The organism is Enterococcus sp. AZ048 (genome assembly GCF_051715125.1).
Lineage (GTDB): Bacteria > Bacillota > Bacilli > Lactobacillales > Enterococcaceae > Enterococcus_A > Enterococcus_A gilvus.
Genome location: NZ_JBIOTD010000001.1, coordinates 808,006 through 830,021 on the forward strand (window position 1 = coordinate 808,006; position 22,016 = coordinate 830,021).

23 protein-coding genes and 1 tRNA gene are annotated in these 22,016 nt (G+C 44.6%); 17 read left to right on the top strand and 7 right to left on the bottom strand.

The window, feature by feature from the left end:
- Positions 1-9 precede the first annotated feature (9 nt).
- The 7 genes from hisH to glyS all read left to right on the top strand — a co-directional run bounded on the left by hisH (position 10) and on the right by glyS (position 7,147).
- Positions 10-636 (top strand): imidazole glycerol phosphate synthase subunit HisH, encoded by a 627-nt coding sequence (hisH, locus tag IGI66_RS04055; protein ID WP_438847686.1) that lies wholly within the window; start codon positions 10-12, stop codon positions 634-636.
- Positions 633-1,355, top strand: coding sequence for a 1-(5-phosphoribosyl)-5-[(5-phosphoribosylamino)methylideneamino]imidazole-4-carboxamide isomerase (gene hisA / locus IGI66_RS04060; RefSeq protein ID WP_438847688.1), 723 nt, complete (start codon positions 633-635; stop codon positions 1,353-1,355). The genes hisH and hisA overlap by 4 nt, the downstream gene beginning before the upstream one ends.
- Positions 1,352-2,110, top strand: a complete 759-nt coding sequence (gene hisF, locus IGI66_RS04065) for an imidazole glycerol phosphate synthase subunit HisF (protein WP_086305549.1) — start codon at positions 1,352-1,354, stop codon at positions 2,108-2,110. Before hisA ends, hisF begins: the two co-directional genes overlap by 4 nt.
- 12 nt (positions 2,111-2,122) lie before the next feature.
- A complete protein-coding gene (gene hisIE / locus IGI66_RS04070) occupies positions 2,123-2,755 on the top strand; it encodes a bifunctional phosphoribosyl-AMP cyclohydrolase/phosphoribosyl-ATP diphosphatase HisIE (RefSeq protein ID WP_438847690.1) in 633 nt (210 codons plus the stop codon).
- Positions 2,756-2,779: 24 nt separating this feature from the next.
- The gene (locus tag IGI66_RS04075) at positions 2,780-3,607 is read left to right on the top strand and encodes a histidinol-phosphatase HisJ family protein (RefSeq protein ID WP_314580478.1); all 828 of its coding nucleotides are present in this window, start codon (positions 2,780-2,782) and stop codon (positions 3,605-3,607) included.
- Between the two features lie 572 nt (positions 3,608-4,179).
- Positions 4,180-5,067, top strand: a complete 888-nt coding sequence (gene glyQ, locus IGI66_RS04080) for a glycine--tRNA ligase subunit alpha (RefSeq protein ID WP_086305552.1) — start codon at positions 4,180-4,182, stop codon at positions 5,065-5,067.
- Between the two features lies 1 nt (position 5,068).
- Positions 5,069-7,147: a glycine--tRNA ligase subunit beta gene (gene glyS, locus IGI66_RS04085; protein ID WP_438847692.1), complete on the top strand. Its 2,079-nt coding sequence runs from the start codon at positions 5,069-5,071 to the stop codon at positions 7,145-7,147.
- Between the two features lie 49 nt (positions 7,148-7,196).
- Here the strand turns inward: glyS and IGI66_RS04090 are convergent, their stop codons facing one another.
- From IGI66_RS04090 to IGI66_RS04110, 5 genes are all read right to left on the bottom strand, one after another.
- Positions 7,197-7,970 carry a hypothetical protein gene (locus tag IGI66_RS04090; protein WP_438847694.1) on the bottom strand — a complete coding sequence of 258 codons (774 nt, stop codon included), beginning with the start codon at positions 7,968-7,970 and terminating at the stop codon, positions 7,197-7,199.
- A gap of 21 nt (positions 7,971-7,991) precedes the next feature.
- Positions 7,992-8,933, bottom strand: a complete 942-nt coding sequence (locus IGI66_RS04095) for an AEC family transporter (protein WP_086305554.1) — start codon at positions 8,931-8,933, stop codon at positions 7,992-7,994.
- Between the two features lie 113 nt (positions 8,934-9,046).
- Positions 9,047-10,981 carry a fructose-1,6-bisphosphatase gene (locus IGI66_RS04100; protein WP_438847696.1) on the bottom strand — a complete coding sequence of 645 codons (1,935 nt, stop codon included), beginning with the start codon at positions 10,979-10,981 and terminating at the stop codon, positions 9,047-9,049.
- Positions 10,982-11,103: 122 nt separating this feature from the next.
- Positions 11,104-11,916, bottom strand: a complete 813-nt coding sequence (locus tag IGI66_RS04105) for a pyruvate, water dikinase regulatory protein (RefSeq protein ID WP_316407950.1) — start codon at positions 11,914-11,916, stop codon at positions 11,104-11,106.
- Between the two features lie 11 nt (positions 11,917-11,927).
- Positions 11,928-12,557, bottom strand: a complete 630-nt coding sequence (locus IGI66_RS04110; RefSeq protein ID WP_010781490.1) for a CBS domain-containing protein — start codon at positions 12,555-12,557, stop codon at positions 11,928-11,930.
- Between the two features lie 242 nt (positions 12,558-12,799).
- Between IGI66_RS04110 and IGI66_RS04115 the strand changes: the two genes are divergently transcribed.
- The 6 genes from IGI66_RS04115 (at position 12,800) to IGI66_RS04140 (ending at position 17,305) form a co-directional block, all read left to right on the top strand.
- A tRNA-Glu gene (locus IGI66_RS04115) sits at positions 12,800-12,871 on the top strand.
- 249 nt (positions 12,872-13,120) lie between these two features.
- Positions 13,121-13,558, top strand: coding sequence for a hypothetical protein (locus tag IGI66_RS04120; RefSeq protein WP_301517066.1), 438 nt, complete (start codon positions 13,121-13,123; stop codon positions 13,556-13,558).
- A gap of 169 nt (positions 13,559-13,727) precedes the next feature.
- Positions 13,728-14,201: a hypothetical protein gene (locus tag IGI66_RS04125; protein ID WP_114524024.1), complete on the top strand. Its 474-nt coding sequence runs from the start codon at positions 13,728-13,730 to the stop codon at positions 14,199-14,201.
- A 3-nt stretch (positions 14,202-14,204) separates the two neighbouring features.
- Positions 14,205-15,422 (top strand): efflux RND transporter periplasmic adaptor subunit, encoded by a 1,218-nt coding sequence (locus IGI66_RS04130; protein WP_438847699.1) that lies wholly within the window; start codon positions 14,205-14,207, stop codon positions 15,420-15,422.
- Positions 15,423-16,109, top strand: coding sequence for an ABC transporter ATP-binding protein (locus tag IGI66_RS04135; RefSeq protein WP_114524026.1), 687 nt, complete (start codon positions 15,423-15,425; stop codon positions 16,107-16,109).
- Positions 16,106-17,305 carry an ABC transporter permease gene (locus IGI66_RS04140; RefSeq protein WP_086305559.1) on the top strand — a complete coding sequence of 400 codons (1,200 nt, stop codon included), beginning with the start codon at positions 16,106-16,108 and terminating at the stop codon, positions 17,303-17,305. Before IGI66_RS04135 ends, IGI66_RS04140 begins: the two co-directional genes overlap by 4 nt.
- A 127-nt stretch (positions 17,306-17,432) precedes the next feature.
- On the opposite strand, the gene yidC is transcribed toward IGI66_RS04140, so the two are convergent.
- Both yidC and IGI66_RS04150 read right to left on the bottom strand, forming a co-directional pair.
- Complete coding sequence (yidC, locus tag IGI66_RS04145; RefSeq protein WP_438847702.1) at positions 17,433-18,368, bottom strand: membrane protein insertase YidC; 936 nt, start codon at positions 18,366-18,368, stop codon at positions 17,433-17,435.
- Positions 18,369-18,472: 104 nt separating this feature from the next.
- On the bottom strand, positions 18,473-18,745 hold the full coding sequence (locus IGI66_RS04150; protein WP_086305560.1) for an acylphosphatase: 273 nt from the start codon (positions 18,743-18,745) through the stop codon (positions 18,473-18,475).
- A 139-nt stretch (positions 18,746-18,884) separates the two neighbouring features.
- Here IGI66_RS04150 and IGI66_RS04155 point away from each other — a divergent pair, with 139 nt between their 5' ends.
- The 4 genes from IGI66_RS04155 to efp all read left to right on the top strand — a co-directional run bounded on the left by IGI66_RS04155 (position 18,885) and on the right by efp (position 21,993).
- Positions 18,885-19,646: a TrmH family RNA methyltransferase gene (locus IGI66_RS04155; RefSeq protein ID WP_086305561.1), complete on the top strand. Its 762-nt coding sequence runs from the start codon at positions 18,885-18,887 to the stop codon at positions 19,644-19,646.
- Between the two features lie 129 nt (positions 19,647-19,775).
- Positions 19,776-20,273, top strand: a complete 498-nt coding sequence (locus IGI66_RS04160) for an HD domain-containing protein (RefSeq protein ID WP_010781481.1) — start codon at positions 19,776-19,778, stop codon at positions 20,271-20,273.
- Positions 20,274-20,627: 354 nt separating this feature from the next.
- Positions 20,628-21,248, top strand: a complete 621-nt coding sequence (locus IGI66_RS04165) for a YczE/YyaS/YitT family protein (protein ID WP_010781480.1) — start codon at positions 20,628-20,630, stop codon at positions 21,246-21,248.
- Between the two features lie 181 nt (positions 21,249-21,429).
- Complete coding sequence (gene efp, locus IGI66_RS04170) at positions 21,430-21,993, top strand: elongation factor P (RefSeq protein ID WP_010781479.1); 564 nt, start codon at positions 21,430-21,432, stop codon at positions 21,991-21,993.
- Positions 21,994-22,016 lie beyond the last annotated feature (23 nt).

Genomic DNA, 22,016 nt, shown 5'->3' on the forward strand with positions numbered 1-22,016 from the left:
GGGAAGCCTATGCTAGCGATTATTGACTATGGTGTCGGCAACTTGTTTAGCTTGTCGCGCTCATTGGAATACTTGGGAGTGGAATGCCAAGTGACACGTTCACTCGAAGAATTAAAGGCGGCCGATCGGATCATCTTGCCCGGTGTCGGTGCCTTTGGCGATGCACGAAAGAAATTGGAGGAGCTCTCCTTAGTGGCGCCGATTCAAGAGCTGGCGGCTTCTGGCAAACCTTTTTTAGGGATTTGCTTAGGTATGCAGCTTCTATTTGATAAAAGCGAAGAATTCGGCGAGCATCCTGGTTTAGGCTTGATCCCGGGACGGATCGTCTCAATGCGCGAGGCCTTCGATCAAGCGAAGATCGATCTAAAGGTTCCCCAGATCGGCTGGAATCGCTTAGACGTCAAAAAGCCTGAAAGTCCACTGGTTCGCTCATTGGGTGAAAATGATTTTGTTTACTATGTCCACAGCTATTACGCGACGGATTGCCAAGAGCATCTGGTCGCCGACAGTGAGTATGGGCTCTCAATTCCAGGAATCGTTCAAAATAAGAATGTCTTTGGAACCCAATTCCACCCGGAAAAGAGCGGCGAGGTTGGGTTGAAGATCTTAAAAGCATTTACGGAGGTGCCGGCATGAAAATTTTTCCAGCAATTGACCTGTTAGATGAAAAAGTCGTACGTCTGTATCAAGGAGATTACGACCAAAAAGAAGTGTTTGGCGACGATCCAGTAGCTTTTGCGCAATCTTTTGAAAAAGCTGGCGCGAAGTATCTGCATCTTGTTGATTTGGATGGCGCGAAGGCGGGAAAACTGCATTACTTCGGGATCGCCAAAAAAATCGTGGAGAATACGAACCTGTTTGTTGAAGTTGGCGGCGGGATTCGTGATGAAGAAACCATCAAACATTGCTTCTCTGCCGGTGTTGATCGGGTGATTCTCGGGACGGTCGCGCAAAAAGATCCAGTATTCACACAAGCGATGTTAAAAAAATACGGCCATAAGATTGCGGTCGGTGTGGATGCCAAGGAGGGAAAAGTTGCTGTAGAGGGTTGGCTAGAAAAAACAGAAACAGATGCCTTTGATTTTTGCCAGCAGTTGGTAGACTGGGGCGCAGAGACGATCATCTTTACGGAGATTTCCCGAGATGGGACAGGAGACGGCATCAACTTGCCCCTATATGAAAAGCTCAATCAGTTGGAGATCGAAATCGTCGCTTCTGGCGGTGTTGCTTCTTTGGAAGATATCAAAGGATTGAAAAAGCTGGGCGTTTCAAGTGCGATCGTCGGCAAGTCCTTGTACAATGGCGGGTTAAAGTTGGAAGAGGTTTTGGCTGCTAGTAAGGAGGAGGAGCAATGATCGCAAAACGTATTGTTCCGTGTTTGGATGTTCGAGATGGCCGTGTGGTGAAGGGCGTGAATTTCGCGGGCTTGAAAGACGTCAATGATCCAGTTACTTTGGCTCGATTTTACAATGAGCAGGGGGCAGATGAATTAGTCTTTTATGATATCACGGCTTCAGCAGAAGAACGCGGGTTGTTTACTGATATTTTGAAGGGCGTGGCGTCGGAGGTGTTCATTCCTTTGACGGTCGGCGGCGGAATCAATGAGGTCTCTGATTTTGAACGGGTCTTGAATTGCGGGGCGGACAAGGTCAGTGTCAATTCGGGAGCGATTCGACGGCCTCAATTGATTGAAGAAGGCGCGAAACGTTACGGCAGCCAGTGTGTTGTGCTGTCGGTGGATATTCGTCGTGTTGGAGAGCAGTGGCATGTTTTTGCCAAAGGGGGCCGCGAAGATACCGGTCTAGAGGCGTTAGAATGGATTCGCCAGGGAGAGCAGTTAGGTGCAGGAGAATTAGTCATCAACAGCATGGATACAGACGGTGTGAAGCAAGGGTTTGATTTGGCGCTGCTGAAAGCAGTCAGCGAGATCACCAGCTTGCCGATCGTGGCTTCTGGGGGCGCTGGGAAAATGGAAGATTTCATTGATCTTTTTCAGTTGCCGAAGATTGAAGCTGGTTTGGCTGCATCGATCTTCCATTATGGTGAAGTGAAGATCCCTGATCTGAAAAAACAATTGAATACGGCAGGGATTCCTGTTCGTATGGTGTAGAGGAGGCGCATCATGACTGAGTTGAAATTTGACGAGCAAGGCTTGATCCCGGTGATCGTACAGGATGCCGAGACCAATGAAGTCTTGACGTTAGCCTATATGAATCAAGAAAGCTATGAATTGACATTAAAGGATCAATTGATGACCTTCTATTCCCGCAGTCGCAAGGAATTGTGGCGCAAAGGGGAAACTAGTGGGAACTATCAGCATTTGGTTTCACTGAAATTGGATTGCGATCAGGATGCTTTAGTCGCGAAGGTCAAAAAAGAGGGTCCAGCCTGCCACACAGGCGCTGAGAGCTGCTTCAATGACGTATTATACGGCAAAGACGAGCAGGCAACGATCGATGCGTTGTACGAATTAGTCAAAGGACGCAAAGAAGTGCCGCAAGAAGGCAGCTATACGAGTTATCTATTTGAAAAAGGCATCGAAAAAATCCTGAAGAAGGTTGGAGAAGAGTCTACGGAAGTCGTGATCGGCGCGATGAAGGAAGATCGCATCGAAACCGTTTTCGAAATTTCCGATTTAGTGTATCATGTTCTTGTATTGATGGTAGAAATGGGGATCGATGTAACAGAGGTTCGCCAAGAATTAGCGAATCGCCATGTTGTCGATAAAAAAGTGAAGCAAGAACCGATGCAATAGACGTCAATTTTTTGGAGGTTAGCGATGTTTTATTCAAATGCCCACACCCACAGCACGTGGTGTGATGGAAAAGACAGCTTAGAGGACATGGCGCAAGCCGCGATCGCTCTAGGGTTTACAGATCTAGGATTCACCTGTCATTCGCCGGCACTTTTTGATCCAAGCTGTCCCGGTGTCCAAAATGAAGGGGCGTATCAAGCTGCTTTACGGGACTTAAAGGAAAAATTAGCGGGTCAGTTGAACATCAGCATTGGCTTGGAATGGGATTATTACAGTGCTGATCCTATCTATGGGTATGATTATACGATTGGGTCTGTCCACTATTTTCCGCCGCGACAAGGAGTATTCCGCAGCGTAGATGAGAGTCCTGAGAGCTTGATGAAGACGCTGGATGACTGGTATCAAGGGGATAAAATGCACATGGTGCGGGATTTTTACGATACGGTGGTGAGACACATCGATCAAAACCATTCGGAGATCGTGGGGCATTTTGACTTGATCACGAAATTCAATGAGAAAAATCCATGGTTGGATGAGAACAGCGCAGAATATCAGGCGATCGCTTCGAAAGCGTTGAATGATGTGATCGACATTATCCAGACCTATGACGGCATGGTGGAGATCAACACGGGGGCGATCTCTCGACATTGGCGAAAGACACCCTATCCGAATCCATTCCTGCTAAAACAATTGAAGCAACGGGAATGTCCGATCATTATTACGAGTGACAGCCACGAAACGACCACGTTGACCTGTCATTTCCCTGAGACCGTTGAATTATTGCAGTCGATCGGATTCACTGAAACGATGCAATTAAAAGACGGCATTTTCCAGCCGATTCCTTTTAACTAGCTTATTCAGCAGAAAGATTTGACAAAAGGGGTCTGGTGTCGCTATTATAGAACCAAGTTGAATAGGTGCGAAGATCAAATTAAAAATTTGTGGAACACACAGCGAATCAGGGACAGTGGAAGCCTGAAGGGAAAACAAATTTTGTTGGCGTTTGTGAGCACATCGATTGAAAGCTGCCAAGCCTTTGCTTGGAAGTAGGGTGGAACCGCGTTGATACGTCCCTATGCCGATTATTTCGGCATAGGGACTTTTTTTGTCAGTCCAACTTTTCGCAGTTTATTCTAGCGGAGAAGCTAAATAAGGTCTTTATTTTGAATATCTTGAAAAGCTGTTTAGTTGGATGATATGTCGACGACGATAAATGTAAATTTTGCAAAAAATTTATTTTCATTAGGCTTTTGAGTCGACTGCGAGTTCCACTCCGTACTTTCGGTACGGTTAGTGGAATCGTATGCGCAGTGAAAATGGCACTTATTTTTCTGTTTTTTGAAAAATAAATTCCTTAATAAGAGCTAGCTGCTCTGCAAGTCGAAAGATAAATAAACTTCAATAATAAAACAGGAGGAAACAGAATGAGTAAATTAACCGTGCAAGAAATGATTTTGACGTTACAAAAGTTTTGGTCTGACAACGGCTGTATGCTGATGCAAGCCTACGACACAGAAAAGGGTGCGGGAACGATGAGCCCGTATACATTTTTACGAGCGATCGGACCTGAACCATGGCGCGCTGCCTATGTAGAGCCTTCACGTCGTCCAGCGGATGGTCGTTACGGAGAAAATCCAAACCGGCTGTATCAACACCATCAATTCCAAGTTGTCATGAAGCCTTCACCAAAAAATATCCAAGAGCTGTATTTAGACAGCCTGCGTTTATTAGGGATCGATCCTTTAGAGCACGACATTCGTTTCGTGGAAGACAACTGGGAAAACCCTTCGATGGGCTGTGCCGGTGTTGGTTGGGAAGTCTGGCTTGACGGCATGGAAATCACTCAATTTACGTACTTCCAACAAGTTGGCGGCCTGCAAGTGAATCCAGTGACTTCTGAATTGACCTATGGATTGGAACGCTTGGCGTCTTACATCCAAGAAGTGGACAGTGTTTATGACTTGGAATGGAGCACAGGCGTGAAATACGGGGAAATCTTTAAGCAGCCGGAATATGAACATTCAAAATATTCCTTCGAAGAAAGCGACCAAGCGATGCTTTTAGATAACTTTGAAAAATTTGAAAAAGAAGCGAAACGTTGTTTGGATGAGAATTTGGTGCATCCCGCGTACGATTATATTTTAAAATGCAGCCACACCTTTAACTTACTAGACGCTCGCGGCGCAGTATCGGTGACGGAACGTGCCGGCTACTTAGCCCGTATCCGTAATATGGCGCGCTCGGTGGCGAAAATCTTCGTAGCTGAACGGGAAAAACTAGGCTTCCCATTATTGAATCAGGAGGGCAAATAAGATGGCGAAAAATCTACTATTAGAAATCGGTTTAGAAGAAATGCCAGCCCACGTGGTTTGGCCAAGTATCAAACAATTAGAAGAAAAAGTCTCAAACTTTTTGTCAGAGAACAACCTGACCTTTGAAGCGATCGAGACCTTCTCCACGCCTCGGCGTTTAGCGATCCGTGTAACAAAGATCCCTGATCGTCAAGACGATGTTCAAGAAGAAGTGAAGGGACCAGCCAAGAAGATCGCATTGGATGCAGAGGGCAATTGGAGTAAAGCGGCCCAAGGCTTTGTCCGCGGCCAGGGACTGACGACAGATGCCATCACATTCCGTGAATTGAACGGTGTGGAATATGTCTATGTCACAAAATATATCCACGGAAAAGAAAGCAAAGAAGTGTTGACTGGGCTTTTAGATGTCGTGAAGAGCATGAATTTCCCAACGATGATGCATTGGGGCGACACAATGTTTGAATACATCCGTCCGATTCACTGGATCGTGGCACTGCTGGACGACGAAGTGATTCCTTTTGAATTGCTAGACGTGAAAACAGGACGCACCACTGAAGGCCACCGTTTCTTGGGAGACCAAGTCGAATTGTCTGATCCAAGTGAATACGAAGGCAAATTAGAAGAGCAATTTGTGCTTGCGGATGCCCATAAGCGTCAACAGCTTATCGTAGAACAAATCGAAGCGATCGCTGAGAAAAACAAATGGGTGATCCCCCTTGATCCCGATTTGTTAGAAGAAGTGACCAACCTCGTCGAATACCCAACGGCATTTGTCGGTGATTTCGAAGAACGCTTCTTGTCTATACCGGAGGAAGTACTTGTCACTTCTATGAAAGAACACCAACGGTACTTTGAAGTGCGCAACCAAGCTGGGATGCTGCTTCCGCATTTCATTTCTGTTCGTAACGGAAACAGCGTGAAATTAGATAATGTCATCAAAGGGAACCAAAAAGTATTAGCCGCTCGTTTAGAGGATGGCGAGTTCTTCTTTGAAGAGGACAAAAAATTGTCTATCGAAGCCTGTGTTGAAAAATTGAAGAATGTTACTTTCCATGAAAAAATCGGCAGCATGTACGAAAAAATGCAGCGTGTGGGTCAGATCAGCCAAGTCATCGGAAAACGAATCGGCTTGAGTGAGGAAGAATTGACGGACTTGAAACGTGCTTCAGAAATCTACAAATTCGACCTCGTGACCAATATGGTCGGTGAGTTCCCAGAATTGCAGGGAATCATGGGTGAGAAATATGCGTTGCTGAAGGGTGAAAAGCCGGCTGTTGCCACAGCGATTCGCGAGCATTATTTGCCTATCTCATCAGAAGGCGCACTGCCACAAACTGCGATCGGTGCTGTTTTAGCGATTGCAGATAAGATCGACAGCGTCTTAGGTTTCTTTGCTGTAGGAATGATCCCAAGCGGCTCAAATGACCCTTACGCATTACGTCGTCAAACATACGGCATCGTGCGGATCGTGGAAGCTCAAGGCTGGACCTTCCCATTCACAGATATGCAAGGAGCGATCGTCGACGCGATCAACGAGGATGTCTTGGATTACGGGATTCACTTCAATCGTGACCAAAAAGAATTTATCGACTTCTTTAAGGGGCGCCTGCGTCAACGTCTGCAGATCCAAAACATTCGTCATGACGTGATCGATGCTGTCGTGGATTCACGCCAAGATGATCTCGTACAGATCTTCAAAACAGCGCAAATCTTTGATCAGCATGTGACGGATGCCCATTTCAAAGAAGCGATGGAAGCCTTGACACGTGTCATCAATTTGGCGAAAAAAGCGGATATGTCCGCTATCACGTTCAAAGTGGATCAAACGTTATTCGAGAATGCGAGTGAAAAGGAATTGTATGACGCGGTGAAGGAAGCCGAAGATGAATTCGCAAACCAAAGCATGGCGGAAAACTATCAAACCTTGACGAACCTGCGTCCAGTGATCGAACGTTACTTCAACGACACGATGATCATGGTAGAGGACGAAAAAGTTCGCGACAATCGCTTGAATCAATTAGCGATCATCGCTCGCATGGCAAATGCCCTAGCAAGCATCGACAAGATCATTACAAAATAATAGAAAACCTTCGAGTGGAATACTCGAAGGTTTTTTCTATGTTCAATAATTATAAGTTCGAATAATATGATTTTAAGGTTGCAGCTCGCTGAATGAGCATTTCGGGATCAATGTTTATTTCCAGGTCATTTGATAAAGTGACTTTGTTTAGAGATAGTAATTCATCGGGAGACCCTAAATAAAATCCCATTATGGAAGGCAGAACTAACTCGTTTAGAGACTTATCAAATTGATAACCTGCTCTAGTATCAATACTTGAACGGCTTAACATCTTTATTAACAATGTATAAACTCTAATTTCATCATTTTTCCCTTTAGTTAAGATATAAAAATCTTTTATCACATCATTATTTTCACTTATAAAGGAAACATTAAATCTAAAGAGATAGTCATTCATAAAAATATTTGGGGTTGCATCAAAGCTAATAGGATGAAATCCCTTCTTGACTATATTTTCAGAATCCGTATCTGTTTCTGTTTCGTTATAATATACGTATGCTTTATCAATAATACCAGTTATTCTTTTCAGTCGAATGTTAGCTACTCCATTGTAAGAAAAGTATAGTTTTCCAAAATCATCTTTATCAGGTACAACCATAGGAATATTATATTTAGATATGCCATCCTTGATAGACTTTGGCTCAGGTTCTAGAATTTCGAAAGATTTTAACTGTAAATACAGGGGCCTATCATCTTTATTAACTATTAGGTCCCACTTATTATTTAGAAAAAAACCAAATAAAGTAACTACAATAAATATTCCTATTTTTTTAAGATATACTTTCCAGTTTTCTTTAATCTGTGTGGCAATTCTCTCAATCATAATTTTTCCTTTCTGATATTTTTATAGGATCAATTTTAGCAAAAGCGGGATATACGCCAGATAAAGCAAGACGGAATAGCCGAGAGAAGATGCCGCAAACGGTTGATCGGCATCGTAGGAGCGTGCCAAGATCGGTACAGAATTTTGGACAGGCATCGCAGATTGTATGATGAAGACCGAGAGCATCAGCGGCGGCACGATGATCCATTGACCTAAAAGCCAAACGACCAAGGGGGAGATCACATAGCGTCCGATGAGCACACCAAGGATGTCTTTGTTCAAGGTAAGGTTCTTGATCCCGACGTTATAGACAATGATCCCGATCACGAACATGGATAAAGGTGTCGTCAGATTCGCAAGATATCCTAAAAACGTGGCAAGAGAAGCCGGTACGGTAGTATTGATCAAGACCGCCGCGAGCCCGATCAGAAACCCAAGCAGGGCAGGAGAAAAGATTTTTTTCAGGATGGGCACTAGATGAAAATTAACTGTCGCCTGTTCGATCTGCGGATTGTCGCGAGCGATGAAATAAATGCCCAGCGTCCAAAAAATCGTAGTATTTACAATATAGTACAGCAGTACATAAGGCACCGCCTTTTCACCAAAGATCGCCAAGTTGATGGGCAGTCCAATGAAGATCGTGTTGGAGCAGGTAAACATCGTAGAGAAGATCCCTTTGCGGGCAGAGGAGATCTTGAAGAGCCGTCGATAGGCAAAGCTGAGCCCAAAGGTCAGCAGCATCGACAGCAGCGGGATCACCATTCCGCTGACCAAGTGAAGAAATTCAGAACGAGAAAAATTCTTCGTGATCGTCAGGAACATATTACAGGGCAGTGCGATCTGTAAGACCAGCTTTGAGAAGGCATCGCCAATTTGATTGGAGAACCATTGCTTATATGTCAGCACGTAGCCGATGAACATCAAGACAAAAATAAAAAATATATTGATATATGCAGAAACCATTTTTTCACCTCGCATCTACTATACAGAAAAACACGAGCGCCATCAATCACCGATGACACCCGTGTTTTTCTTTCTGCTTCAGCCAGTTAGAAAGACGCTTCTTTCATAACGAGTTAGCTGTTGTTTTTGTCTTGATAATGAAGCAAGCCAGTTAGATTTTCGATCTGTTCTTCGAGGCTGTCCCCGACGGTCGTATCCTTGATCAGAAGCCGCTTCAGGTCTTTATCGATCACACGCTTCAACGAGGTTTCGTCGGCTTGTTTTTCTAAGAGGTTTTCGACAGATTCAAAGGGATCATGGGTCACAAGCTGAAAGCCATAGGAATTATTCAGCAGGGAGTAGCCTGCGATGCCGGTCGTCTTTTGATACGCCTTTGAGAGCCCGCCGTCGATGACGAACAGCATACCCTCGCCCTTGATCGGAGATTCGCCATCTTGGACCTTGACAGGGGTATGCCCGTTGATGATCCGCGAATTAGGAGAATACAGCGCAAACTCCTCCAAGATCATCTGACACGTTTCTTTCGTATCCCGATAGTGATAATAAGGGTTTTTGATTTCCTTATGCGTCGCCTTGTCTGCAATAAAATAGCGTTCAAAGGTCGTCATGGCGCTCTTTCCAAATTGCGGGGAGATCTTTCCAGTCCAGCAATACCAGATCCAATCCGCGGAAGAACTGTCCTTTTCCTGACTTTGACAGCCTGAGCGGATGTGTTCTTCAAAGAAATTCAGCAGGTCCTTCCCGCCGTAATCAGTCCCTTCTACAGTCAGCGGCAAAAAGCTGCCGTCTTTTTTCAAGGGCAGACAGCCATGAAAGAGCAGGTGCTGGTTGTAGACGCGGTACATGGAGCCTTTGTTCAGGAGCAGTTGGATGTGTTCCTGCATCTTCGACGATTGCTGGAAGGAGGTCAGTAAGGTATCAACGACGTATTCTTCCTGCTCCGTCAGTGCGTGGACATCCTTTTGCAACGTTTGGAAGCAGCTTCCCTGCAGCGGATAGCTTTTGCCATCAAGCGAGATCGTTTCGTTGTCGTAATCGATCTTCTCCAGCAATAACCGGTCTTCCATTTTAAAATCAGGGTGACGCTTGATCAACTGCCCCTCCAGCTTAAATTGAAGGATCGACAACGCTTGATGAACCTTTTCCAAACTGTCTAAGCTTTCGATCGAATAGCTCTCACTGCTGTTTTTCTCTTTTGGTGTGAAGATCGGATTTTTGTCGTAATGTTCTTCTGCGTGCATGAAGAGCGGACGCAGGTTCAGCGCATAGGCTTGTTCGATCTCATAGAGATAATTGTAGCGGGCGGCGATTCTTAATAAGGTCATGAGGCAGGCACGAGACCCGGCGTAAGCGCCGATCCAGAGAATGTCATGGTTGCCCCACTGGATATCGACGGAAGGGTGCTGGCAAAGCCTGTCCATCACCTTGTCTGCTTCCGGTCCGCGGTCATAGATATCGCCGACGACGTGCAGGTGGTCCACCACTAAGCGTTGGATACTCTGACACAATGCGACAATAAACGGTCTGCCTTGATCCAAGTCGAGGAGGTGCGCCAGAATTTGATCGAAGTAGGCAGCCTTGTCTGAATAATTCGTATCAGTATACATCAATTCTTCAATGATATAGGCGTATTGCTTGGGCAGCGCTTTCCGAACTTTCGAGCGCGTATACTTTGTTGAACAAAAGGCCAGCAGCTCCAATAATTGGCGAATCTTTTTGCGATACCATGAGCGGTCACGGTAGGCATAAAACGCCTGATCTGCCAGCGCTTCCTTTGGATAGGCGACTAAGATCGTCAGCTTGTCCTTCTCGTGCTCCGTCAGCCGATCACCAAAAAGCAGGCTGATCTTTTCTTTGATGTTCCCTGCGCCTGTCCGCAAAATATGGTCGAAGGCGGTGAACTCCCCATGAATATCACTAATGTAAAGTTCGGTTCCTTTAGGCAAGTGCATGATAGCTTCTAAGTTGATCAACTCGGTCATGACCGCCTCTCTGGTGCGAAATTCTTTTTCCAACATTTGATAATACTTTTCGCGGGTCGATAGCATAAATGTGCTCCTTATCCATAGTAAGAACGTTTTTCAGCATAAACTTCAAAAAATCCACGCAGGCAGAGAAGTCACCGAGGGACTTCTTTAGACACGTCTGCGATGCGGGGAAGGGATAGTTCTTATAAATTATTGTCTAAATACTCGCAGATCAATGTCGCAGATTCTTCGATCGATTTGTTGGTGACATCTAACGTGAAGGCACCCAACTCATCGTAAACGCGCATGGCATAATCGACTTCCTCTTTGATACGATTGATATCTGAATAGCGAGAATTCTCAGCCAAGCCGAGGGAATTCAACCGACTCATACGGATTTTTTTCTGAACTTCTGGTTCGATCAGCAGACCAACGATCTTCTCCTTTGGAACTGCTTTGATTTGTTCGGGCAAGGGGACTTCAGGGATCAGCGGCAAGTTTGCTACCTTCAAGCGATTATTCGCAAGATACATACTTAACGGTGTTTTCGACGTGCGAGAGATCCCAAGCAATACAAGATCCGCCTCTAAAAAACCTTTCGCATCTTTGCCGTCATCATACTTCACCGCAAATTCGATCGCAGCGACACGGTCAAAATATTCCTGATTCAATTTATGGACGACACCTGCCTGCTGCAAAGGAGCCACACCCGTTTTTTGATAAACGATCTCCATGAAAGGATTCATTAAATTAATACATTGAAGCCCTGTTCGTTCGCTAAAGTCCGTGACGATCTTCGTCAGATTGTCGCTGACCAGAGTCGTGATCACGACTGCGCCGTCCTTTAGAGCATCCCCTAAAATGCTTTTTAACTCGTCTTCATCCTTCGTAAAAGGAAAACGATACGACAAATCAAATTCTACTGAAGGAAATTGGGCTGCTGCGGCGTTTACTAACTTCAGCGAGGTCTCACCGACTGAATCAGAGATCATGTATAATGGTACACTTCTTTTCATTTTTTTCGCTCCTATCGATTGGTTTCCGTTTGTTTGGCTTGTTGCATAATATAATTAAAAATCCGAGACTTCGTAATTTTGCCAATCACTTTTTTCGGATCGTCTTCACTAACTACAGGAAGAGAGTCGACTTGGTAATCTAGCAAAACAGCGCCAGCTTCCAAGATCGTATAATCCTTCGTACACGTTTGCAGATGCGGCGCACGCGTCATGACCACCGCAACGGGGGTGTTTTGCAGATTGCTGTTTAAAGACGCACGCAATAAATCTTTGCGGGACAAAAGACCGACGAGATGCTGTTCTTTATCAGTCACATAGATCGAACCAACATCATACATGAACATATTGGTGATCGCGTCATGGATCGACGTGTCCTGAGGTGTTAACAGCGGGGACAACATAATCTCTTCGACCTTGACGGAAAAGATTTTATCGAACAAAAACTGCTCGATCCCCACACCTGTGTAGGTATAGCCGACCTTTGGGCTCGCCTCTAAAATGCCTGCCATTGTTAAGAAGGAAAGGTCAGTCCGTAAAGTAGCATGTGAGATTCCTAAGTGTTCAGCGATTTTCTCGCCACTCAAGGGTTGATCGCGTTTCACGATCTCAATGATTTTCTCTTGCCTTTGTGATAAGTTCATAAGTCCTCCTAGTGGTGCCTTCATTTTCTATAAAAAAAGTCTTTGATTGTCTTTTCATGCGTCCGTTCTTTTCTCGATAACCTAAAAAAATACGACGTGAATACACAGTCTATTATACACGTAATAAGCATATAAACAACATAAATGGATAAATAAGCACATATTGAATTCTTTGCGAAAAGCAAGTGTAAATACTTTCTAAAAAAAGCATTTAGCAGTATACTTTTTTCTGTTGATAAATTAACCCGTTAGTCAAGGGGTCAAGACGCCGCGTTCTCAGCGCGGAGGCACGGGTTCAAATCCCGTACGGGTTATTAGGATAAAAGTCTTTCTGCTGATCGCTATCGGTAGAAGGATTTTTTTATTTGGAAAAAAATAAATTAAATCCTCCTACGTTCTCTCTTCCAATGGGAGAACGTTTTTTGTGTAAAGATATCTTTACTTTAACGAGAAGGACAGGTACAATTTAGTAAAGATATCTTTACTTGAAGTTGCGGAGGCGTACCCGCGCCAAAAATACGTGAAGCTACAAAAAAACGGTATCTAACTGAAGGAGGGGCAACATGATTATTTATGGTATTTTTACACTGATTTTTTGGGGAATCACCTTGTATTCCTTCATCGGATTGTTTTCATTGATACGAATCATTCTGCGGTTTTATCGCTATGACGAGCTGGAACGACGGACAGTGGTGGACGCGTTCGCTATTAGTATGGGGGTCATTCTTGTGGTGCATCTTGTCCAGCTTGTGTTGTCATTCACTGTACCTGTAGAAATAGTGAGTATCCTTTCACCAGGAAGGTATCTTACAGGCGGATTGATCAGCAACGACCCAGTCCATGTTGATAGCTTCTTATTTGATTGTGCGATCATTGGGCTCAGCTACAGGCTTCGAAGCACGCGCTACGGGTTAACCAGTAAGAAGCAGCGCCTGCTTCCCATCGTGATTCTATTGAGTCTCCTTTGTATTTTCTTTTTAATGACACTGATATTTATGTAATTATTAGGAACAATTCTTATACGTTTGGGACAAAAAATGCCTTTTTCAAGATCAATCTTTAAAATGACTGTTACTTAATAGTATAATGGGTATTAATTTGTGAAATGTTTTGCTTAGGGGATGGACAATTTCATGAATGAATGAATAAAAGTGGAATGGGAGTGGTTAAATGGAAAAGCATTTGAAAAAAGCAAAAACGTGGAACACAGTAGTAATTATTTTAGGAATCCTTTCGGTAGCAACTGGGGTGATGGGGTTGCCGAAAGTCTTGAATCCGAATGCAAAAGATTATGAAATGTTAGGAGACTATGGGAGACAGATGTTGGATTACATGAACAGCCCGCTGACAAAAGCCGTCTCGGTACTGTCATTGGTCGTGTCGATTGTTTTACTCGTCTTCTATTTTAAAGCCAACAAAAAATTAAGCGACGAGATCGCACCTTCAAAAGTGCCCTATTATGTTTCGATCGGTTGGAGCCTTCTGAGCCTGGCCCTATCATTGATCACGCAGCCAACGATGCAGATCGAAGGAACGAATATCAATACGATCATGACGATCGTTATGACGGTATTTCAGGTGATCTTCTTATTGCCTGCATTACTGGTGATCGTCCATTTATTTAAAGCAGAACCCGAGGAGTAGCGCATGAGAAAGAAAAAAATGACGAAAAAGCAAAGAGTCCGTTGGAGTATTTTAGCTGGTGTGTTGGCGTTGGTCCTTTTTATCGGGATCTTCGTCTATTCACAAACACGCGGCACGAAAGTAGAAGAGAATCAATTCAAAACGATCACCTTAAAAAAATCTGATCCGCTGACCTTCAATGGGATCGTGGAAGCGACCCATACGCAGGATTATTATTTGGATCAAACGTTAGGCAAAATCTCTGAGATCAATGTTCAGGATGGGCAAGAAGTCACAGAGGGAACGACACTGCTCAGCTATACAAATACCCAATATCAAGAGCAGGCAGATGAACAGAGCACCAATTTAAATAAATTGTACCTAGCCGTGGCGAATGCACAGGAAATGCTGACGATCGCGCAAGACAAGCAAGCCAAAGAGCAGCAGAAAGTGAACGAAGCCACCGCTAACTACAACAACACCAATGGCAACAGCGAAGAAGGCGCAGCCAATAAAGAGCAATACAAACAGGAAAAGGCCCAATACGAAAGCAGCCTGGATGCGGCGAGTGATGGTGTCGTCCAAGCGCGCCAAGCACTAAACAGCGCCAACGCGGAGTTAAACGCAGCGTCGCAAAGTGTCAATACGATCCGAGGAAAGGTCAGCTCTACGATCGCCAGCGCCACGAGCGGCACCGCTTATATTGACGAAAAAGGGAAAAATGAAGCATCCGTCCCAGTCGTGAAAGTCGTCAGCAATGAAGTGACGGTCGAAGCGAAGGCGTCCGAATACGATTATCCGCAAGTGAAACAAGATGCCCCTGTAACGATCAAGCCAATCACGACAAACCAAGAAATTGCAGGGACGATCACACACATCAACAAGCTGCCGGATCGGGCCAGTGAAGCCGCAGGACAAGCAGCCGGCGCAGGTGGGGGAACAACAAGCTCGGTTTCGAATTACAGCTTTATTGTCAAACCGACAGAAACACTGCAATATGGTTACAATGTTCAAGTCGTGATGCCGCTAAACGAGATCCGTGTGCCGAAAAAGGCGGTCAGAAAAACAGGGGACACCCATTATGTGTTTGCCTACCGCAAAGGAAAAGTTCGGGAAGTGACGGTTCAAGTCGAGGACAAAGGCGATTACTATCTCTTGAAGGATGGACTAAAAGAAGGCGACCGCATCATTTCAAATCCTGATAAATCCTTGCGAGATGGTCAGGAATTGGCGGTGGATTAGATGATCGAACTCAAAGACATCAACAAGTACTACCGCAACGACGAGGAATCTTTGCACGTGCTGAAAGACATCAATCTGAAGGCCGATGCTGGGGAGATGATCGCGATCATGGGTCCTTCCGGTTCAGGAAAATCCACATTGATCAACCTTTTAGGATTTATCGATACGAAGTTTGAGGGGCAATATTTATTTGAAGATGAAAACCTGATCACGACCACCGATGACCGTTTGTCTAAAACGCGGAATCAGATCGTCGGCTTCGTTTTTCAAAATTTCAGCCTGATCGAGAATTATACAGTCTATGAAAATGTTGAATTGCCGCTTCTTTATAACGGCTACGGCTTCCATCAAACAAAGAAAAAAGTCATGACAGTCTTAGAAAAAGTCGGTCTCGCGGACAAGGCAGAAAAACGTCCAAGACAGCTATCCGGTGGGCAGCAGCAACGTGTGGCCATCGCACGAGCGCTGATCAATCAGCCAAAGTTCATTATCGCGGATGAACCAACGGGGGCGCTTGATACCCATACCTCCAACGAGATCATGGAGCTATTCCAAGAACTGAATCGCCAAGACAAAGTCACGATTTTTCTAGTGACCCATGATCCAGAGGTCGTTCCCTATTGCACACGATTAGTCAAGATCAGGGACGGCGCGATCACAGAGGACAGGGCGGTGAATGACGAATGAAATTCTATGTCAATTGGCGTTCTTCCTTAGGCTCGATCTTTAAGAACAAAAAACGAAGCGCACTGACGATGTTCGGTATCGTGATCGGGATCGCTGCGGTGATCGCGATTCTGTCGATTGGCCGTGGGTTTGAGCGTGACACGATCGAGAGTCTGACTGCGAGTGACTCAGACAAGCTGGAGGTCACGATTGATTTTGCCCCCAGCAACGATGCCTTGTATTCTTCCAACATCGATATGATCCAAGATTCTGACTTCAGTATATTAAGAACGATCGATGGCGTGGAGTCGGTCAACTATCCAAAGAACGATTTGTCCTATATTTATAAAGACGTTCAAGTAAAGGATAAGAAGAAAAATTACCGTGTCGGCGTGGTCTCGAAAAAAGGCAAAGCAGTCAGCCATGGACGCAGCATCTCCATGTATGACAACCAGACACAAAGCAAAGTCGTGACCATCGATTCGTCGCTGGCAAAAGACCTGTTCGGTACAGCAAAAAGCGCGGTCGGACGCGGCTTTACGTTAGACAATCAAGTTTTCACCATCGTGGGGGTATTTCCATCTGGGATGGAAGAGACGATGTTCTCCATGGGGTCTACGAAAATCCAGATCCCTCGACAAACCTACGTCCATTTCTTTGGGAATGAACGCTACACAAGCTCGGTCGTCCTGACATTAGCAGACGGCAGTCAGTTGAACAAAGTCGCTGACAAAGCCATCAAAAAACTGCAAGACGCCGGAGCGATGCGTCAGCAAGGGGAATACCAAGTGTCTAATATGGCGATGATGACAGATGGGATCAGTGAAGTTTTAAGCAGTATCACACTCTTCATCAGCGCGGTAGCAGGGATCTCTCTTTTCATCGCAGGGGTCGGTGTCATGAATATGATGTATATCTCCGTTTCTGAGCGAACAAAAGAAATCGGGATACGTCGGGCATTAGGGGCAACGCGTGGCGCGATCCGCCTGCAATTCTTGCTGGAAGGCATGACCTTGACACTTGTCGGCGGGATCATCGGCTATCTTCTAGGGATGATCGTGGCCTATGCGATCGGAAATGTCATGGATATCTCGGTATCCGTTGATTTGTTCACAGTTTGTTTAGCAGTCGGCGTTTCAAGCGGAATCGGTTTGGTATTCTCAGTGATGCCCGCCTCTGAAGCAGCGAAGAAAGATTTGATCGATATCCTTAGATAAATAGGTCGAAAAAGCTATCGGTCTTTCGCTAGAAATCGAGAGCCATTTCAATCAGCTATAAGGAACAAAAAAGAGTGTCCTCATCATCCAGTCTAGGCTGTGATGATGAGGACACTCTTTTTATCGGTTATTTACGTTGTTGCTTCCCGGAGTTGCGTCCGTTGGCGTTTTTGTTTTTATTTTTGTTCTTAGGCTGTGACACTTGTTTTTGTTGTACGGGCTCAGCCTTTTTGATTGGCTTCATTACTACTTGTTTCGGTGGGTTCTTCTTCAAATCTTCTTGGATCTTCGCTTTGATACGAGGACGCATCAAGACATTGGTGATGAAGGTTTGGATACAACTGAAGATACCGCCGACTACCCAGTACAATGCCACCCCAGCAGGTGAGGTGAAGGACATGAAGACGATCATCAATGGTGAAGCGATCATCATGCTGCGCATCGTTTTCTTTTGTTCTTCCGGCACACCGATCAGTGAGATGTAGCCTTGGAGCAAGTAGGCGATCCCTACGACGACCACGAGAGCGATACTTGGTTTTGCCAAGTCGATCCCTAAGAAGGTCGAATGTTGGATACCTTGAGAAAAACGTGCCGTGTAATACAACGCGGAGAAGATCGGCATTTGGATCAGCAGCGGCAGACAGCCCATGCCGCCCATCATGCTGACATTGTTTTCCTTGTAAACAGCTTGCATTTCACGCTGTGCTTCCATTTGTTCTTCTTGCGTCGTTGCTTGTTTTACTTTTGCTTGAGCTGCGTCGACCTGTGGTTTGATCGATTGCATTTTTTCCGATTGGACCAATGATTTCTTGGATTGATTGATTCCCAAAGGCAAGATGATCAAGCGGACGATGATCGTTAATACAATGATCGCTAATCCGTAAGACCAGTTGAAGTTTTGAACCATCCAATTAAGAAAGTTCTCCAATGGCACAACGAGCATTCGATAGACAAGACCTGATGTATCTGGGGTACCATCACTATTTGATTTAACACAGCCTGATAATAGTAAAAGAACGCCCAAGAGGCCGGAGCCCAAGAGCCAATTTTTAAATTTTGTCATTTATTTCTTCCTCTGCTAATAAAAATTTATACAGGAAATACTATACTAGATAACTCAAGCCTTTTCAATGAAATTCGAGGAAATCAGGGAACCTTGTCATTTTTTTAATAGACCACCCGAAATTGATCGTAGTCCTTGATCCCAGGGTCTTCCGATTGGCTGATATGGGACACTTTTGCAAAAGGATTTTGCGGGTGCTCCAGCTTCTCTAAAAACTGAGCCATCTGATCCTCTGTTCCAACAGCTTCGATCGTCACACTGCCGTCCTCTTCATTTTTCACCGTACCGGTCAAGCCGATCTCAAGCGCAAGCTGATAGGTGGTATAGCGGAAGCCCACGCCCTGAACACGTCCGGTAACATTTATATGCTTCTTCATAAGAAACCCTCCTGATTCTTTTTTTCTCTTATTCACTATGATAACGACTTTTGCTGGTTGATACAAGAATTCGCGTGCTATAATGGCAGACGGAGCCATATGTTAGAAAACAACTAGCTAAAAAAGTGGAGGAAACAGTTTGAAAGAGATCCAATCAACTAAAAATACCCTTATCAAAGAAACCAAAAAATTATTGCAAAAAAAATACCGTCAACAAAGCCAAACCTATTTATTGGAAGGCTTCCATCTGATCCAAGAAGCGCAGGCCGCAGAGGTGGTCTTAAAAGAAGTTTTCATCAGCCAACGCGGACTGAATGAATGGTCTGAGTGGATCGAAGCCCATCTGACAGATTATTCCCTTGTTTCTGACGATGTACTGAAGGCCTTGTCTAGTCAGCCTACACCCCAAGGCATGATCGCTGTCGCGGAGATGCCGCAAGAAGAAGACGATGAGTTTTCAGGTGCTTGGCTGCTGTTGGACAATGTGCAAGACCCCGGCAATGTTGGGACCATGATCCGCACAGCCGATGCGGCAGGTTTTTCAGGCGTCCTTCTAGGGCAGGGGAGTGCCGATCTATACAATCCAAAGACCTTGCGCAGCACACAAGGAAGCCTCTACCATCTGTCTGTTCGAAGCGGTGACCTTTCCGCCATCATTCCTCAGTTTCAGGAGAAGGGCTATCCAGTGGTAGGCACAGCCTTGGACAAACAAGCCAAAGACTACTTATCCGTTGAGAAGATGAGTGATTTTGCCTTGGTCATGGGAAATGAAGGTCAGGGGATGTCGCCCGAACTATTAGCCATGACAGACCAAAATGTGTATATTACAATTAAAGGAAAAGCTGAATCTTTAAACGTTGGAATCGCGGCGGGCGTGTTAATGTTCCACTTACTTAAGTAAAAATTCACATTTTGGTAATCGATATTAAGGAACTGTTAAACTTTATTCACAAACTCATGGAAGCCTATTCAATGAATCTGGCACGTGCTATACTATTTGACAGAGACAAAGAAAAGGGGCTTTATATCCATGACAGAAAACTGGCGTGATGATGAAGAATACGTTTCTTATATAGAAGATTTATTAGCTACCGAAGAGGTACAAAAATTAGCAAATTACATCCAACACATGCATTCAACACGGTTGGAACACTCAATCAGTGTTTCTTATAATAGCTACAAATTAGCAAAACAATTCAACGGCGATGCTAGAGCCACTGCTCGTGCAGGTCTATTACACGATCTGTTCTACTACGACTGGCGCACAACGAAATTCGACGAAGGATCGCATGCCTACATGCATCCACGAATCGCTGTTAAAAACGCAGAAAAAATCACGGAGTTGTCAGACTTAGAACGTGATATTATTATTAAGCACATGTGGGGCGCAACGATCACTCCCCCTAAATACAAAGAAAGCTACATCGTAACGATGGTCGATAAATACTGCGCCATCAAAGAAGCCGCTGTGCCGATAGTAGACCGCTTCAATTCCTACAAAGCACGCTTGAAGAAAGAGTGGAACTAACAGAACAATTCCAGGCACCAAACAAAAAATTGTTTGGTGCCTTTGTTTTGCCAGTTTTTCTTCCTGCTTCAGCAGGTTAGGAAAATGAATACCTATTATATAAGTCAGCGATCAGATAAATTTTCGCAGTAATTTCTCTCGGAACGGGTATTCTTGAACGTATTCTTCGTATTTGAACGAAGGGTTTAGTAGAATGAAGTATGTGGACGAAGGTGGAAAAATATTTTTTCCATGCCCTTTGTAAGACGGAAAAAATGTAAGGGCTCTTTTAGGTAAAACAGTTTATCAACTCGTTTTATCGTTCATTGGTATTGGCCGTGACTTAATTTAGATTGTAAGAAAGAGAGGAACAAAGTGATCAAACCAAATATAGCAAAGCAGTTAGTTTTTGCCATCGTCGGAACATTTATCGCCGCGGTAGGGGTCCGTTTGATCGTCGTCAGCGGATTGGGAGCAGACGCGATCAGCACATTGGTGTTAGGAATCCTTCAGCATGTCTCCCTACAGTTCGGCACGGTGAGTATGATGTTCAGTGGGATCGTCTTAGTGTTCATCTTTTTTTATGATCGAAAAATGATCGGCATCGGAAGTATCATCAATAGCTTTGGACTCGGTTTTTGCCTGAATCTCTTGGATGGGATGGGGATCTTGCATACGATTCCTGATGGGCTGGGCTATCCGTCGATCATCGCGGGATCGATCGTGTTCGGCATCGGGACGGGGATCTATCTACTGGCGGATGCTGGATCAGCGGCGTATGAATGTTTGATGGTCTTGATGAAGCGATTGCTGAAGAGCTCGGTGAAGGTGGCACGGATCGTCTTAGATGCCATCATCTTTTTAGCGGGCTTCCTGTTAGGCGGACATATCGGCTTTGGGACGCTGATCGTATTATTATTGATGGGTCCTTCGTTGGAAATGACCTTGAATCACTTGCCAAAACTGAAATTTTTCCGTGTACAGCAAGCAAAATAAAGCAAGGAAGCGATTTTTTCCTAGTAACCGAATGGGTTATTTGCTACAATGAATAAGGTTCATTTTATAGTAGAGAGGTGCGAATGATTTCCTGCTTCGGCAGAAAAAAAGCGCATACGAAGAACGATCCATCGAATAAAACGATTCGAACAGATAAAAATAGGAATAGGAGTGCTTATTAATGATTGCAGCAAGCGATTTACGTGCAGGGATGACTTTTGTTCAAGGAGACAAATTGATCAAAGTGTTAGATGCCAGCCACCACAAACCTGGTAAGGGAAACACCGTTATGCGCATGAAATTGCGTGACGTTCGTACAGGTTCAACTTACGATACGACGTTCCGTCCAGATGAAAAATTTGAAAAAGCGATGATGGAAACGAAGCCTGTTCAATATTTGTACAGCCAAGATGACATCGCGATTTTCATGGATCTAGAAACTTATGAACAATACGAAATTCCAATTGCGACAGTTGAAGAAGAAATGAAGTATTTACTTGAAAATATGGAAGTAAAAATCCAGTTTTACGGTGAAGAAGTGATCGGTTTGACATTGCCGACGTCCGTTGTTTTGCGAGTGGTTGAAACTCAACCATCCATCAAAGGTGCGACAGTTACTGGTTCAGGCAAACCTGCGACCATGGAAACAGGCTTAGTCGTGAACGTTCCTGACTTTATCGAAGAAGGCGAAATGCTGGAAATCAACACTCAAGAAGGTACGTACCAAAAACGCGCAAATAAATAATCAAGAAAAGACCATGATCGCTG

Excerpts from the sequence above, each read along its gene's own strand:
- IGI66_RS04125 (WP_114524024.1), top strand. The coding sequence starts at position 13,728 with ATGGAAAAGCATTTGAAAAAAGCAAAAACGTGGAACACAGTAGTAATT.
- IGI66_RS04095 (WP_086305554.1), bottom strand. The coding sequence starts at position 8,933 with ATGGTTTCTGCATATATCAATATATTTTTTATTTTTGTCTTGATGTTC.
- IGI66_RS04110 (WP_010781490.1), bottom strand. The coding sequence starts at position 12,557 with ATGAACTTATCACAAAGGCAAGAGAAAATCATTGAGATCGTGAAACGC.
- IGI66_RS04105 (WP_316407950.1), bottom strand. The coding sequence starts at position 11,916 with ATGAAAAGAAGTGTACCATTATACATGATCTCTGATTCAGTCGGTGAG.
- hisH (WP_438847686.1), top strand. The coding sequence starts at position 10 with ATGCTAGCGATTATTGACTATGGTGTCGGCAACTTGTTTAGCTTGTCG.
- IGI66_RS04120 (WP_301517066.1), top strand. The coding sequence starts at position 13,121 with ATGATTATTTATGGTATTTTTACACTGATTTTTTGGGGAATCACCTTG.
- hisF (WP_086305549.1), top strand. The coding sequence starts at position 1,352 with ATGATCGCAAAACGTATTGTTCCGTGTTTGGATGTTCGAGATGGCCGT.
- IGI66_RS04090 (WP_438847694.1), bottom strand. The coding sequence starts at position 7,970 with ATGATTGAGAGAATTGCCACACAGATTAAAGAAAACTGGAAAGTATAT.
- IGI66_RS04140 (WP_086305559.1), top strand. The coding sequence starts at position 16,106 with ATGAAATTCTATGTCAATTGGCGTTCTTCCTTAGGCTCGATCTTTAAG.
- IGI66_RS04160 (WP_010781481.1), top strand. The coding sequence starts at position 19,776 with ATGACAGAAAACTGGCGTGATGATGAAGAATACGTTTCTTATATAGAA.
- efp (WP_010781479.1), top strand. The coding sequence starts at position 21,430 with ATGATTGCAGCAAGCGATTTACGTGCAGGGATGACTTTTGTTCAAGGA.
- yidC (WP_438847702.1), bottom strand. The coding sequence starts at position 18,368 with ATGACAAAATTTAAAAATTGGCTCTTGGGCTCCGGCCTCTTGGGCGTT.
- hisIE (WP_438847690.1), top strand. The coding sequence starts at position 2,123 with ATGACTGAGTTGAAATTTGACGAGCAAGGCTTGATCCCGGTGATCGTA.
- IGI66_RS04100 (WP_438847696.1), bottom strand. The coding sequence starts at position 10,981 with ATGCTATCGACCCGCGAAAAGTATTATCAAATGTTGGAAAAAGAATTT.
- IGI66_RS04075 (WP_314580478.1), top strand. The coding sequence starts at position 2,780 with ATGTTTTATTCAAATGCCCACACCCACAGCACGTGGTGTGATGGAAAA.
- IGI66_RS04130 (WP_438847699.1), top strand. The coding sequence starts at position 14,205 with ATGAGAAAGAAAAAAATGACGAAAAAGCAAAGAGTCCGTTGGAGTATT.
- IGI66_RS04135 (WP_114524026.1), top strand. The coding sequence starts at position 15,423 with ATGATCGAACTCAAAGACATCAACAAGTACTACCGCAACGACGAGGAA.
- glyS (WP_438847692.1), top strand. The coding sequence starts at position 5,069 with ATGGCGAAAAATCTACTATTAGAAATCGGTTTAGAAGAAATGCCAGCC.
- glyQ (WP_086305552.1), top strand. The coding sequence starts at position 4,180 with ATGAGTAAATTAACCGTGCAAGAAATGATTTTGACGTTACAAAAGTTT.
- IGI66_RS04150 (WP_086305560.1), bottom strand. The coding sequence starts at position 18,745 with ATGAAGAAGCATATAAATGTTACCGGACGTGTTCAGGGCGTGGGCTTC.
- hisA (WP_438847688.1), top strand. The coding sequence starts at position 633 with ATGAAAATTTTTCCAGCAATTGACCTGTTAGATGAAAAAGTCGTACGT.